Source organism: Actinotalea sp. C106 (assembly GCF_023630195.1).
Classification (GTDB): domain Bacteria; phylum Actinomycetota; class Actinomycetes; order Actinomycetales; family Cellulomonadaceae; genus Actinotalea.
In genome coordinates this window covers 1-12,070 of record NZ_JALPKN010000080.1, presented here as the reverse complement: position 1 = coordinate 12,070, position 12,070 = coordinate 1, and the positions used below count along the sequence as shown (strand labels likewise).

The 12,070-nt window shown below is 72.6% G+C and carries 11 protein-coding genes; 1 reads left to right on the top strand and 10 read right to left on the bottom strand.

From position 1 onward, the window contains the following. The 9 genes from L0B03_RS07560 to L0B03_RS07520 form a co-directional block, all read right to left on the bottom strand. Positions 1–1,736 (bottom strand): NADH-quinone oxidoreductase subunit G (locus L0B03_RS07560; RefSeq protein WP_250445206.1); only part of this gene is annotated, 1,736 nt, incomplete at its 3' end. Next, positions 1,733–3,088 (bottom strand): NADH-quinone oxidoreductase subunit NuoF, encoded by a 1,356-nt coding sequence (nuoF, locus tag L0B03_RS07555; protein WP_250445205.1) that lies wholly within the window; start codon positions 3,086–3,088, stop codon positions 1,733–1,735. The genes nuoF and L0B03_RS07560, both read right to left, overlap by 4 nt. Next, a complete protein-coding gene (gene nuoE, locus L0B03_RS07550; RefSeq protein ID WP_250445204.1) occupies positions 3,088–3,924 on the bottom strand; it encodes an NADH-quinone oxidoreductase subunit NuoE in 837 nt (278 codons plus the stop codon). The genes nuoF and nuoE overlap by 1 nt, the downstream gene beginning before the upstream one ends. Then, a complete protein-coding gene (locus L0B03_RS07545) occupies positions 3,924–5,276 on the bottom strand; it encodes an NADH-quinone oxidoreductase subunit D (protein WP_250445203.1) in 1,353 nt (450 codons plus the stop codon). The genes nuoE and L0B03_RS07545 overlap by 1 nt, the downstream gene beginning before the upstream one ends. Continuing rightward, on the bottom strand, positions 5,276–6,127 hold the full coding sequence (locus L0B03_RS07540; protein WP_284501518.1) for an NADH-quinone oxidoreductase subunit C: 852 nt from the start codon (positions 6,125–6,127) through the stop codon (positions 5,276–5,278). Before L0B03_RS07540 ends, L0B03_RS07545 begins: the two co-directional genes overlap by 1 nt. Before the next feature lie 35 nt (positions 6,128–6,162). Further along, a complete protein-coding gene (locus L0B03_RS07535) occupies positions 6,163–6,714 on the bottom strand; it encodes an NADH-quinone oxidoreductase subunit B family protein (protein ID WP_250445201.1) in 552 nt (183 codons plus the stop codon). Between the two features lie 25 nt (positions 6,715–6,739). After that, positions 6,740–7,102 carry an NADH-quinone oxidoreductase subunit A gene (locus tag L0B03_RS07530; protein WP_208056109.1) on the bottom strand — a complete coding sequence of 121 codons (363 nt, stop codon included), beginning with the start codon at positions 7,100–7,102 and terminating at the stop codon, positions 6,740–6,742. An 88-nt stretch (positions 7,103–7,190) separates the two neighbouring features. Continuing rightward, positions 7,191–8,480 carry a geranylgeranyl reductase family protein gene (locus L0B03_RS07525; protein ID WP_250445200.1) on the bottom strand — a complete coding sequence of 430 codons (1,290 nt, stop codon included), beginning with the start codon at positions 8,478–8,480 and terminating at the stop codon, positions 7,191–7,193. A 109-nt stretch (positions 8,481–8,589) separates the two neighbouring features. Continuing rightward, a complete protein-coding gene (locus L0B03_RS07520; RefSeq protein ID WP_250445199.1) occupies positions 8,590–9,309 on the bottom strand; it encodes a demethylmenaquinone methyltransferase in 720 nt (239 codons plus the stop codon). 73 nt (positions 9,310–9,382) lie between these two features. Between L0B03_RS07520 and L0B03_RS07515 the strand changes: the two genes are divergently transcribed. After that, positions 9,383–10,711 (top strand): isochorismate synthase MenF, encoded by a 1,329-nt coding sequence (locus tag L0B03_RS07515; protein WP_250445198.1) that lies wholly within the window; start codon positions 9,383–9,385, stop codon positions 10,709–10,711. 44 nt (positions 10,712–10,755) lie between these two features. Here the strand turns inward: L0B03_RS07515 and L0B03_RS07510 are convergent. Beyond that, positions 10,756–12,070 (bottom strand): S1C family serine protease (locus tag L0B03_RS07510; RefSeq protein WP_250445197.1); only part of this gene is annotated, 1,315 nt, incomplete at its 5' end.

Sequence of the window (12,070 nt, the reverse complement as noted above, 5' to 3'; positions counted from 1 at the left end):
CGCCGGGGGATCCACGCCAGGCGGGCCCCGGTGCGCTCGGCGAGGCGCAGCGCCGCGCTCAGCCCGCCAGGGACCGTGGCCAGACGCTCCCCGACCAGGATCACGGCCTCGGGGCCCAGCGCCTCGGCGACCGCCGAGACGGAGGCCTTGGTCGAGGTGCCCACCGCGTCGAGCACCTCGGGCTCGGTCCCGGGGACAGCCTGGACCAGGGTGCCGTCGAGGCGCTCGAGGCCACGGCTCGCGAGGGGGGCCACCGAGAAGACCTTGGTGCGACCACCCTGGACGCCCTTGCGGAGCCTCAGGAAGGTGATGCCGCCCTCGTCCTCGGCCTCGAAGGCCACCAGCAGCACCGCGGGTGCGTGCTCGAGGTCGGCGAAGGTCACCGACATCCGCGACCCGGCGACGTGGTGGCCGAGGAAGGACTCCTCCTCGGCCGAGGCCGGACGTGCACGGTGGTCGACGTCGTTGGTGCCGAGGGCGACCCGCGCGAACTTCCCGTAGGCGTAGGCGTCCTCCATGGTCAGGCGACCGCCGGGCAGCACACCGACGCCGCCGGCAGCGCGCGCAGCCGCGAGCCCCTCGGCAGCGGCCTCGAAGGCCTCGGCCCAGCTGGCCGGGCGCAGCTCGCCGCGGGTCCCGTCCTCGCCGGGCTCACGCACCATGGGCACGGTGATCCGGTCGGCCAGCCCCTGCCAGGGGAAGCCGAAACGGTCCTTGTCGCTGATCCACTCCTCGTTGACCGCGGGGTCGTCCCCGGCGAGACGGCGCAGCACCACGCCGCGACGGTGGTCCACCCGGATGGCTGCGCCGTTGGCGTCGTGCTCGGCGACCCCCGGGGTCGAGACCAGGTCGAAGGGCCGCGAGCGGAACCGGTAGGCGGCACTGGTCAGGGCCCCCACGGGGCAGATCTGCACCGTGTTGCCCGAGAAGTAGGAGGCGAAGGGCCGACCCGAGGTGTCCACGGTGGCCTGGCCCGCGGGACCGGCCGGGTCAGCCGGGTCCGTGGACGGCATGCCGGTGACCGCCGCGACGGGGGCCCCGTCGGGCTGGACCCCGCGGTACACCGGCGGTGCCTCGTTGCCTGCGAATCCCAGCACGCCGGGGTCGAAGACGCCGATCTGCTGCTTGACGCCGCGCTGCTGCAGATCGATGAACGGGTCGCCCGCGATCTCCTCGGAGAACCGGGTGCAGCGCTGGCACAGCACGCAACGGTCGCGGTCGAGCAGGATCTGGGTCGAGATCGCGATCGGCTTGGGGAAGGTGCGCTTGACGTCGTGGAAGCGGCTGGTGCCCCGCCCGTTGCTCATCGCCTGGTTCTGCAGGGGGCACTCGCCACCCTTGTCGCAGGTGGGGCAGTCGAGCGGGTGGTTGATGAGGAGCAGCTCCAGGACGCCGTGCTGAGCCTTGTCGGCGACCGCCGAGCTGTGCTGCGTCTTGACGACCATGCCGGGGGTGGCCTCGAGGGTGCACGAGGCCTGGGGCTTGGGCATGGGCCGGACGTTGCCCTCGCGGTCCGGGGCGGCGACCTCGACCAGGCACTGACGGCACGCACCCACGGGGGCGAGCAGCGGGTGGTCGCAGAACCGCGGGATCTGGATGCCGATCTGCTCGGCGGCGCGGATGACCAGGGTGCCCTTGGGCACCGCGACCTCGACGTCGTCGATGGTGAACGTCACCTGGTCGGCCGGGGCTGGGGTGCTCCCCGAGGTCCCGGTCTTCGGTGTCGTCGTCGTCATGCTCCCACCGTTCCTGCTGCAGTCCCGGACAGCGCTCGGACGTCCGATCGCCGGGGTGTGTACTCGAAGAGGGCCGAGGCGGCCGGGTCGAGCGGGCAGCCGCCCCCGGTCACGTGGGCCTCGAACTCCTCGCGGAAGAGGGCGATGCCCGAGGTGATGGTCGAGGTCGCGCCGTCGCCCAGCGCGCAGAACGAGCGGCCCAGGATGTTGTCGCACACGTCGAGGAGGGTGTCGAGGTCCTCCATGGTGCCCTGGCCGTGGTCGAGACGTCCGAGCACCTGCTTGAGCCAGTACGTCCCCTCCCGGCAGGGCGTGCACTTGCCGCAGGACTCGTGGGCGTAGAACTCGGCCCACCGGGTGATCGCGCGGACCACGCAGGTGGTCTCGTCGAAGATCTGCAGGGCGCGCGTCCCGAGCATCGACCCGGCAGCACCGACCGACTCGTAGTCGAGCGGTACGTCGAGGTGCTCGGCGGTGAACAGCGGCGTCGAGGACCCGCCCGGGGTCCAGAACTTGAGCTCGTGCCCCTGCCGCACGCCGCCGGCCATCTCGAGGAGCTCGCGCAGGGTGATGCCGAGCGGGGCCTCGTACTGGCCGGGACGCTCGACGTGACCCGAGAGGGAGAAGAGCCCGAAGCCGGCCGACTTCTCGGTGCCCATCGAGCGGAACCAGTCGACCCCGCCGGTGATGATCGAGGGGACCGACGCGATCGACTCGACGTTGTTGACCACGGTCGGGCGGGCGTAGAGGCCCGCGACGGCCGGGAACGGGGGCTTGAGCCGAGGCTGGCCGCGCCGTCCCTCGAGGGAGTCGAGCAGCGCCGTCTCCTCGCCGCAGATGTACGCCCCGGCCCCGGCGTGCACCGTGACGTCGAGGTCGTAGCCGCTGCCGAGGATGTTCTTGCCGAGGTAGCCCTTCTCGTAGGCCTCCTCGACCGCGCGGAGCAGCCGCCGGTAGACGTGCAGGATCTCGCCGCGCACGTAGATGAAGGCGTGGTCGCAGCCGATCGCCCGCGAGGTGATCGCGACGCCCTCGATGAGCATCTGCGGGGACGCCATCATGAGCGGCGTGTCCTTGCAGGTGCCGGGCTCGGACTCGTCGGCGTTGACCACGAGGTAGCGCGGTCCGCCGTCGGGGGCGGGCAGGAAGCTCCACTTGAGGCCGGTCGGGAAGCCGGCCCCGCCACGACCGCGCAGCCCCGAGTCCTTGACCGCGGTGACGATGTCCGCCGGGTCCATCTCGAGGGCCTTGCGCAGGCCCTGGTAGCCGCCGTCGGCCTCGTAGGTCGCCAGCGTCCAGGACTTCTCGGCGTCCCAGTGGTGGCTCAGGACCGGGCTCAGGGTGCTGCCCATCACGCCTCCTTGCTCGCGTCGCGACCGGTCTCGGTGTCGGACGTGCCACCCGAGGGCGGCGCGGACGGGGTGTCGACGCTGGACTGCTCGCCACCGGACTTCGGAGGCACGGGAGCGTCCTGCTCCGCGGCGGACGGACCGCCCTCGGCGGCGCCTGCGCTGCTCTGCGACGGGGCCTCCCAGCCCTGCTCGCGGGCGAGGCGGCGACCGACCAGGGTCGGCTCCCCCGCGCCCACGCCCTCGTCGGCGCGGCCGTCGGAGAAGCCCGCGAGGACGCGGGACATCGCCTTGAAGGAGCAGACCGAGGAGGCGCCGCGGGTCGGTGCCACCTGCTCGCCGGAGCGCAGCCGGTCGACGACCTGCTTGGCCGAGTCGGGGGTCTGGTTGTCGAAGAACTCCCAGTTCACCATCATCACGGGCGCGTAGTCGCACGCAGCGTTGCACTCGACCCGCTCGAGGGTGACCTTGCCGTCCTCGGTGGTCTCGTCGTGACCCACGCCGAGGTGCTCGGAGAGCTCGTCGTAGATCGCGTCGCCCCCCATGACCGCGCACAAGGTGTTGGTGCACACCCCGACCGTGTACTCCCCGTTCGGGTGGCGCTTGTACTGGGTGTAGAAGGTCGCCACGGCCGAGACCTCGGCGGTGCTGAGCGCGAGGGTCCGGGCGCAGAAGGCGATCCCGTCAGGGCTGACGTAGCCGTCCTCGGACTGCACGAGGTGCAGCAGCGGCAGCAGGGCCGAACGCGGGTCGGGGTAGCGCGCCGTGGCGGCCGCGGCGTCGCGCTCGAGCCTCTCGAGCTTGGCCCCCTCGTAGGGCTCGTAGGTCGTGCTCGCCATCAGCGGTCCACCCCTCCCAGGACGGGGTCCAGGGCAGCGACCGAGACGACGACGTCGGCCACCTGGCCGCCCTCGCACATCAGGGAGACCGCCTGCAGGTTGTTGAAGGACGGGTCGCGGAAGTGCGCCCGGTAGGGACGCGTGCCGCCGTCGGAGACGAGGTGGACCCCGAGCTCGCCGCGCGGGTGCTCCACGCTCTGGAACACCTGGCCCGCGGGGACGCGGAAGCCCTCGGTGACGAGCTTGAAGTGGTGGATCAGGGCCTCCATCGAGGTGCCCATGATCTGCTTGATGTGGTCCAAGGAGTTGCCCATGCCGTCCGCGCCGATCGCGAGCTGCGCGGGCCAGGCGATCTTCTTGTCCGCCACCATGACCGGCCCGGCGCCCATGGCCTGGAGCCGCTCGACGGTCTGCTCGACGATCCGCAGGGACTGGTAGCACTCCTCGAGGCGGAGCACCACGCGCGAGTAGCTGTCCGCCTCGGTCGAGGTGGGGACGTCGAAGTCGTAGGTCTCGTACCCGCAGTACGGGGCTGCCTTGCGCACGTCGTACGGCAGGCCCGCCGAGCGGAGGACCGGGCCCGTGATGCCCAGGGCCATGCAGCCCGCGAGGCTGAGGTGCCCGACGTCGACCATCCGGCCCTTGAAGATCGGGTTGGCCAGCATCAGGTCGCCGAGCTGACCGAGGTAGTCGCGGACCTTGGGCAGCGTCTCACGCACGGTGTCCAGGGCACCGGGCGGGATGTCCTGCGCGACGCCGCCGGGGCGTACGTACGCGTGGTTCATACGCAGGCCGGTGATCAGCTCGAAGATCCGCAGGATCTCCTCACGGGCCGTGAAACCCGTGGTCATGATCGTCGTCGCACCGAGCTCGTTGCCGCCCGTGGCGATGGCCACGAGGTGGGAGGCGACGCGGTTGAGCTCCATGAGCATGACGCGGATGACGGTCGCGCGCTCCGGGACGTCCTCGGTGACCCCCAGCAGCTTCTCGACGCCCAGGCTGAACGCCGTCTCCTGGAAGAACGGCGCGAGGTAGTCCATGCGTGTGCAGAACGTGGGCCCCTGGGTCCACGTCCGGTACTCCATGTTCTTCTCGATGCCGGTGTGGAGGTAGCCGATGCCGCAGCGGGCCTCGGTCACGGACTCGCCGTCGATCTCGAGCATGAGCCGCAGCACGCCGTGGGTCGAGGGGTGCTGCGGGCCCATGTTGACGACGATGCGCTCCTCGCCGAGGCGCGCGGCCTCCTCGGCGATGTCGGACCAGTCGCCGCCCGAGGCCTCGAAGGAGGGGACGCCCTCGGCGGACTCGTCGACGATGTGTGCGCTCGCGCGGGGCGTCTGCGTGTCGCTCATCAGTTGTACGACCTCCGCTCGTCGGGCGGAGGGATGCTCGCGCCCTTGTACTCCACCGGGATCCCGCCGAGCGGGTAGTCCTTGCGCTGGGGGTGCCCCGGCCAGTCGTCGGGCATCTGGATCCGGGCGAGCCCGGGGTGCCCGTCGAAGATGATGCCGAAGAAGTCCCAGGTCTCGCGCTCGTGCCAGTCGTGCCCGGGGTACACGCCCGTGGTCGACGGGATGTGCGGGTCCGCCTCGCTCACCGCGACCTCGAGGCGCAGCCGCCGGCTGTGCGTGACCGAGACCAGCTGGTAGACCGCGTGCAGCTCGCGGCCCTCGTCGTGCGGGAAGTGCACGCCCGACACCCCGAGGCCGAGCTCGAAGCGCAGGTCCTGGTCGTCGCGCAGCGCCTGGCACACGGGCACGACGTGCTCGCGTCGCACGTAGAGGGTCAGCTCGTCGCGGTCGACGACGACCTGCTCGACCGCCGCGTCGAAGGAGGACCCGGACTCGGCGAGGACCTCGGCGAGGATGTCGACGACCTCGTCGAACCAGCCGCCGTAGGGTCGTTCGCTCGCGCCCGGCATCGCCACGGTGCGCACCAGCCCGCCGTAGCCCGAGGTGTCCCCCGAGCCCTGCACGCCGAACATCCCGCTCCGCACGTCCACGACGTCGAGCTGGGTGCGCTCACCGAGACCCGCGGGAAGGTTCTGCGACCCGGCCTCGAGGGCGGCCTCGCTGGTCTTCTGCGGGGTGGTGGCGGCGTCGGTGCCGACCGGCGCGCTGCCTGCCTTGGCTGCCGCGGAGGCGTCCTTGGCCTCCCGAGGAGCCCCGGCCTGGGCCTTCGTGGTCTCCTCGGTGGGCGCCAGGACGTCGTCCTTGGGCTGGTCCTGGGGCTTGTCGCTCACCGCAGCAGGCCCTTCATGTCGGAGGTCGGGGTGGCCTCGAGGGCGGCGGCCTCGGCGGCGCGGGCCGCCTCCTCACGGTTGACGCCGAGCGGCTCGGCCTGGATCTGGTCGTGCAGCGTGAGGATCGCGTTGAGGAGCATCTCCGGCCGCGGCGGGCAGCCGGGGAGGTAGATGTCCACCGGGACGATGTGGTCGACGCCCTGGACGATCGCGTAGTTGTTGAACATGCCGCCCGAGGACGCGCAGACGCCCATCGAGATGACCCACTTGGGCTCGGCCATCTGGTCGTACACCTGCCGGACGACGGGCGCCATCTTCTGGCTCACCCGCCCCGCGACGATCATCAGGTCGGCCTGCCGGGGCGAGGCCCGGAAGACCTCCATGCCGAAGCGCGAGATGTCGAACCGCGACGTTCCGGCGGCCATCATCTCGATGGCGCAGCACGCCAGACCGAAGGTCACCGGCCACAGCGACGCCTTGCGCATGTAGCCGGCGAAGTTCTCGACCGTCGTCAGCAAGAAGCCGGATGGTGCGTCCTCGATACCCATGTCGTTCCTCCTCCCTCGTCCCTCGTCAGTCCCACTCGAACCCGCCACGGCGCCACTCGTACACGAAGGGCACCGTGATCAGGACGAGGAAGGTCATCATCGCGACGACACCGAACAGGGCGAGCTCGCCGAACGCGACCGCCCAGGGGTACATGAACACGACCTCGATGTCGAAGATGATGAAGGTCATCGCCACGAGGTAGTACTTGATCGGGAAGCGACCACCGCCCACGGCGTGGGGGGTGGGGTCGATCCCGCACTCGTACCCCTCGAGCTTGGCCCGGTTGTAGCGCTTGGGGCCGATGATCGCGCTCGCGCCGACACCACCGAGGGCCAGCACGGCGGCCACGCCCATGAGGACCAGGATCGGGACGTACGGGTTGCTCATCGGGCCCTCCGGTCGAGCGGTCGAGGTGTGGCGAGTCCGCGGGTCTGGACCGGGCTCGGCCCCGGCGCCTTCGCCGAGTGTGGACGGGTCATGCTGCCGGCGCAATCCGGGTCAGCGCGGAGATGAACCGGTCCGACAGGTCGCCGCCGCGGGGCTCGTAGACGTCGGCCAACAGCTTGAGGGTCAGGCGCATGAGCGCCGGCCGCGGCAGGCCGTGGCGGGTGCAGATGCGCATGACCTCGGGGTGCTCGATGAGCTTCACGAAGACCCGGCCGAGGCTGTAGTAGCCGCCGAGCTCCTCGGCCATGATCCGCGGGTAGGTGGCCAGGGTGCTCTCGCGGGCCGAGTCCGTGGTGCGCGAGCGGGCCTGCGCGACGACCTCGGCCGCTCGGCGCGCGGCCTGCATGGCGTAGGCGATGCCCTCGCCGTTGAAGGGGTTGACCATGCCGCCCGAGTCCCCGACCAGCATCAGACCGCGCGAGTAGTGCGGCTTGCGGTTGAAGCCCATGGGCAGGGCCGCGCTGCGCACGGGGCCCACCTGGTTCTCGGGGGTGAACTCCCACGAGGCCGGGGTGTTCGCGACCCACCGCTGGAGCAGGTCCTTGTAGTCGATCTTGGTGGTGGTCGCCCGCGAGCTCACGCTGCCCAGGCCGACGTTGGCCGTGCCGTCACCGAGGCCGAAGATCCACCCGTAGCCGGGCATGAGGTTCGAGCGGCCGGGCTCGCCGTCCCAGAGCTCGAGGTGGCTCTCCATCCAGTCGTCCTGGTGGCGGGGGGTGCGGAAGTACGTCCGGACCGCGACACCCATCGGCCGGTTCGGGTTCTTCTCGATGCCCAGGGCGAGGGCCAGGCGACCCGAGACCCCGTCGGCCGCGATGACCACGGGGGCGCGGTAGGTCTCCTCGTCGCCGGCCCGGCGCCCGTCGCCGTCGACCGGGCGGGCGGTCACGCCCACGACGCGGCCCGTGCGCTCGTCGACCACGGGGCCGGTCACGCTGCGCTGCTCGAGGATCCTCGCCCCCGCCGCGGCGGCGTGCTTGGCGAGGGTGTCGTCGAAGTCGCGGCGGGTGCGGCTCACGCCGTAGCTGGGGAAGGCGTCGAGGTCGGGCCAGGGGAGCTCGATCCGGTGACCGCCGCCGTAGACCCGAAGGCCCTTGTTGCGGATCCAGCCGTCCTCCTCGCGCATGGGCACCCCCATCGCGACGAGCTCACGGACGGACCGCGGCGTGAAGCCGTCCCCGCACACCTTCTCGCGCGGGAAGGCCGTCTTCTCGAGGACGAGGACGTCGAGACCGGCCATCGCGAGGTAGTACGCCGCGGTCGACCCGGCGGGCCCCGCACCGACGACGATGACGTCGGCATCGTCGCGCTGCGTCACAGTCCCCACCCCAGCCTCGTTCCCTTGTGAAGGGTTTCACGAACCAAACCACCCCAGTCTATCGACGGCCTCGGGGCGTGTCTGTTAAGGCTTGCCTTCCTTGGGACCCTCAGCCCTTGCGCGGGGCCGCGGCGCCCTCTGGCGGACGGGTTCCCCTGTGCAGCGCGACGATGCCGCCGCTCAGGTTGCGGAAGGCGACCTCGTGCCAGCCCGCCTCGCGCACCACGCGGCCCAGGCCCTGCTGGTCCGGCCAGACGCTGATCGACTCGGCGAGGTAGGCGTACGCCCCCTCCTCACGCGAGACCGCCCTCGCGAGGGCCGGGAGGGCTCGCATGAGGTAGCCCGAGTACAGGGTCCGCAGCGGCGGCCACACGGGGGTCGAGAACTCGCACACCACGAGCCTGCCGCCCGGTCGCGTGACCCGGAGCATCTCGCGCAGGGCCGCCGCGGTGTCCACGACGTTGCGCAGGCCGAAGGAGATGGTCACCGCGTCGAAGGAGGCGTCCGCGAACGGCAGCCGGGTCGCGTCCCCCGCCGTGAAGGGCAGGTCGGCGCGACGGGCCTTGCCGACCCCGAGCATCCCGACCGAGAAGTCGCAGGGCACCACGTGCACCCCGGCGTCCGCGAAGGGCTCGCTCGAGGTGCCGGTCCCCGCGGCGAGGTCGAGGACCCGCTGCCCGGCAACCGCGCCGACGGCCTCGATGGTCGCGACGCGCCAGCGCCGGTCCTGGCCCGCGGAGAGCACGTCGTTGGTGAGGTCGTAGCGGTGGGCGATGCCGTCGAACATCGCCGCGACCTCCTGGGGCCGCTTGGCCAGGCTTGCGCGCATGGGCCCAGTCTCGCAGAGCAGGGCCCGTGGCCCGCGCCGGAGCATCCCGCCCGCGGTCCTAGGCTTGACCTCGATGAGCACCGACCCGACCGCGGCCGTGGGTGCGGGCCAGGCCCGCAGCCTCGCCGGACCGTTGGTCTCACGCACGGTCGCCGTGGACCCCGACTCCCTCCCGGCGGACCTCCTCGACCTGCTGCCTGCCGACGGCGGGTTGACCTGGCTGCGTCGCGGTGACGGGCTGGTGGCGTGGGGCGAGGTCCTGCGGGTCGAGACCACCGGGTCCGAGCGGTTCGCCGAGGCCGACCGCGCCTGGCAGCAGCTCACCGCCCACGCCGTCGTCCGCGACGAGGTGCGCCAGCCCGGCACCGGGCCCGTGGCCTTCGGGTCCTTCGCCTTCTCGGCCGGGTCCCCCGCCGGCGGCAGCCTCGTGGTCCCGCGCACCGTGGTCGGCCGTCGGGCCGGGACGGCCTGGATGACCGTGCTCGACGTCGGCGCCGTCACCGGGTCCCCCACGGTCCCCACCCCCACGGACCCCGCCGCCTCCCCCGGGCACGTCGAGCTGACCGACGGCGCCCTCGACGCCGCGGGCTGGCAGCAGGCCGTGGCCCGGGCCATCGGGGAGATCCGGGCGGGCCGCCTGGACAAGGTGGTGCTCGCCCGGGACGTGGTCGCGCGCACCGGCGCCCCCCTCGACCCGCGGTGGGTGCTGCACCGCCTCTCGGCCGGCTACCCGTCCTGCTGGACCTTCGCCGTCGGGGGGCTGCTCGGCGCGACCCCCGAGCTGCTGCTGCGCAGCGAGAAGGGCCTGGTCACCTCGCGCGTCCTGGCCGGGACGATCCGCCGCACCGGGGACGACGACGCCGACCTGGCCCGCGCCGCGATCCTCGCCCACTCCTCCAAGGACCTCGAGGAGCACGAGTACGCGGTCGACTCGTTGAGCCGCACCCTCGGGCCGTTCTGCTCCTCGACCAACGTGCCCGAGACCCCGTTCGTGCTGCACCTGCCGAACGTGCTGCACCTCGCGACCGACGTCACCGGGGTGCTCAGCACCGGCGGCGGCAGCGGGCACGCCTCGGGCCACCCCTCGAGCCTGAGCATCGCGGCGGCCCTGCACCCCACGGCCGCCGTGGCCGGGACCCCGACCGACCAGGCCTGCCGCCTCATCGAGGAGATCGAGGGCATGGACCGTGGTCGCTACGCCGGCCCGGTCGGCTGGATGGGGGCCGACGGCGACGGCGAGTGGGGCATCGCCCTGCGCTCGGCCGAGCTCGACCCTGTCGACCCGCACCGGCTGCGGCTCTTCGCCGGGTGCGGCGTCGTCGCGGCCTCGGACCCTGCTGCCGAGCTCGCCGAGTCCGAGGCCAAGCTCGAGCCCATGCGCCACGCCCTCGGTGACGACTAGTCACCGAGGGCGTGGGCGGCTCGACCGAGGCACCGTTGCGCGGCTCAGCCGCGGTCGAACAGGCCCCACGGGTCCGTGGGGGTGGAGCCCTCGGTGCCGTCGCTGCTCTCCGAGCTCGAGCTCTCCGCGGTCACCTCGTCCTTCGCCGCCAGGGTGGCGGTGAGCTCGACGAGCTCCCCGCCGCGCACGACGGTGAGGCTGACCTGGTCGCCAGCGGCGTGCTCGCGCACGTAGGCCGTGAGGGACTCGGCGCCGCCCACCGCGTCGCCGTCGATCGCGACGACCACGTCCTCGGCGGCCAGCCCGGCCTCGGCCGCGGGCGACCCTGCCGTGACCTCGCCGACGACGGCGCCCAGGCTCGTCGAGCCCTCCGCGGTGCCCGTGCCGTCACCCAGCGTCACGCCGAGGAAGGCGTGGGAGGCCGTCCCGTCCTCGAGCAGCTCGGCCGCGACGCGGTCGGCCAGGTTGACCGGGATCGCGAAGCCGAGGCCGATCGACCCGCTCGAGGTGCCTGCAGCACTGCCCGACATGCTCGCGATCGAGGAGGTGATGCCCACCACCTCACCGGAGGCGTTGAACATCGGGCCGCCGCTGTTGCCGGGGTTGATCGCGGCATCGATCTGGATCGCGTTGGTGACCACGATCTCTCCGGCGGAGTCCGAGGCCGTCGTGACCGGGCGGTCCAGGGCCGAGACGATGCCCGTGGTCACGGTGCTGTCGAGGCCGAGGGGGTTGCCGACAGCCATCACCCCGGCGCCGACCTCGACCGCGTCGGAGTCCCCGAGCACGGCCGGGACCAGGTCCGTCGGCGGGTCCACGAGGGCGATGACGGCCAGGTCGGTGGTCGGGTCGGTGCCGACGAGGGTGGCCTCGAAGACCCGGCCGTCCGCCAGGGTCACCCGCAGACCGCCGTCGACCGCGTCGCCCACCACGTGGTCGTTGGTCAGGACGTGGCCCTCGGCGTCGACCACCACCCCCGAGCCCTCCCCGGCTCCCGAGGCGGTCCGCACGTCGATCGCGACGACGGACTCCCGGACCGCGGCGGCCACGGCCTGCCAGTCGGGCTGCTCGGCGGTGGACCCCGCGACGGGCACCGTCTGGGACCCCTGCTGCTCGAGGGAGGCCGTGGTGGTGGCCTCGGTCGTCGACTGCTCGGGGGAGAAGGCGCCGGTCAGGCCTGCGGTCGCGACGCTCGCCACGAGGGCCGCGGCCGTCGCGGTCGAGACCAGGGCGAGCCAGGGGGTGCGGCGACGATCGCGGACGTCGACCGGCCCCGGTCCCGGTCCCGGTCCCGCGACGGTCCCGGCAGGAGCGTCGGCGTAGGGGCGCTGCGGGCCTGGTGCGGGGGCGGCAAGTCGG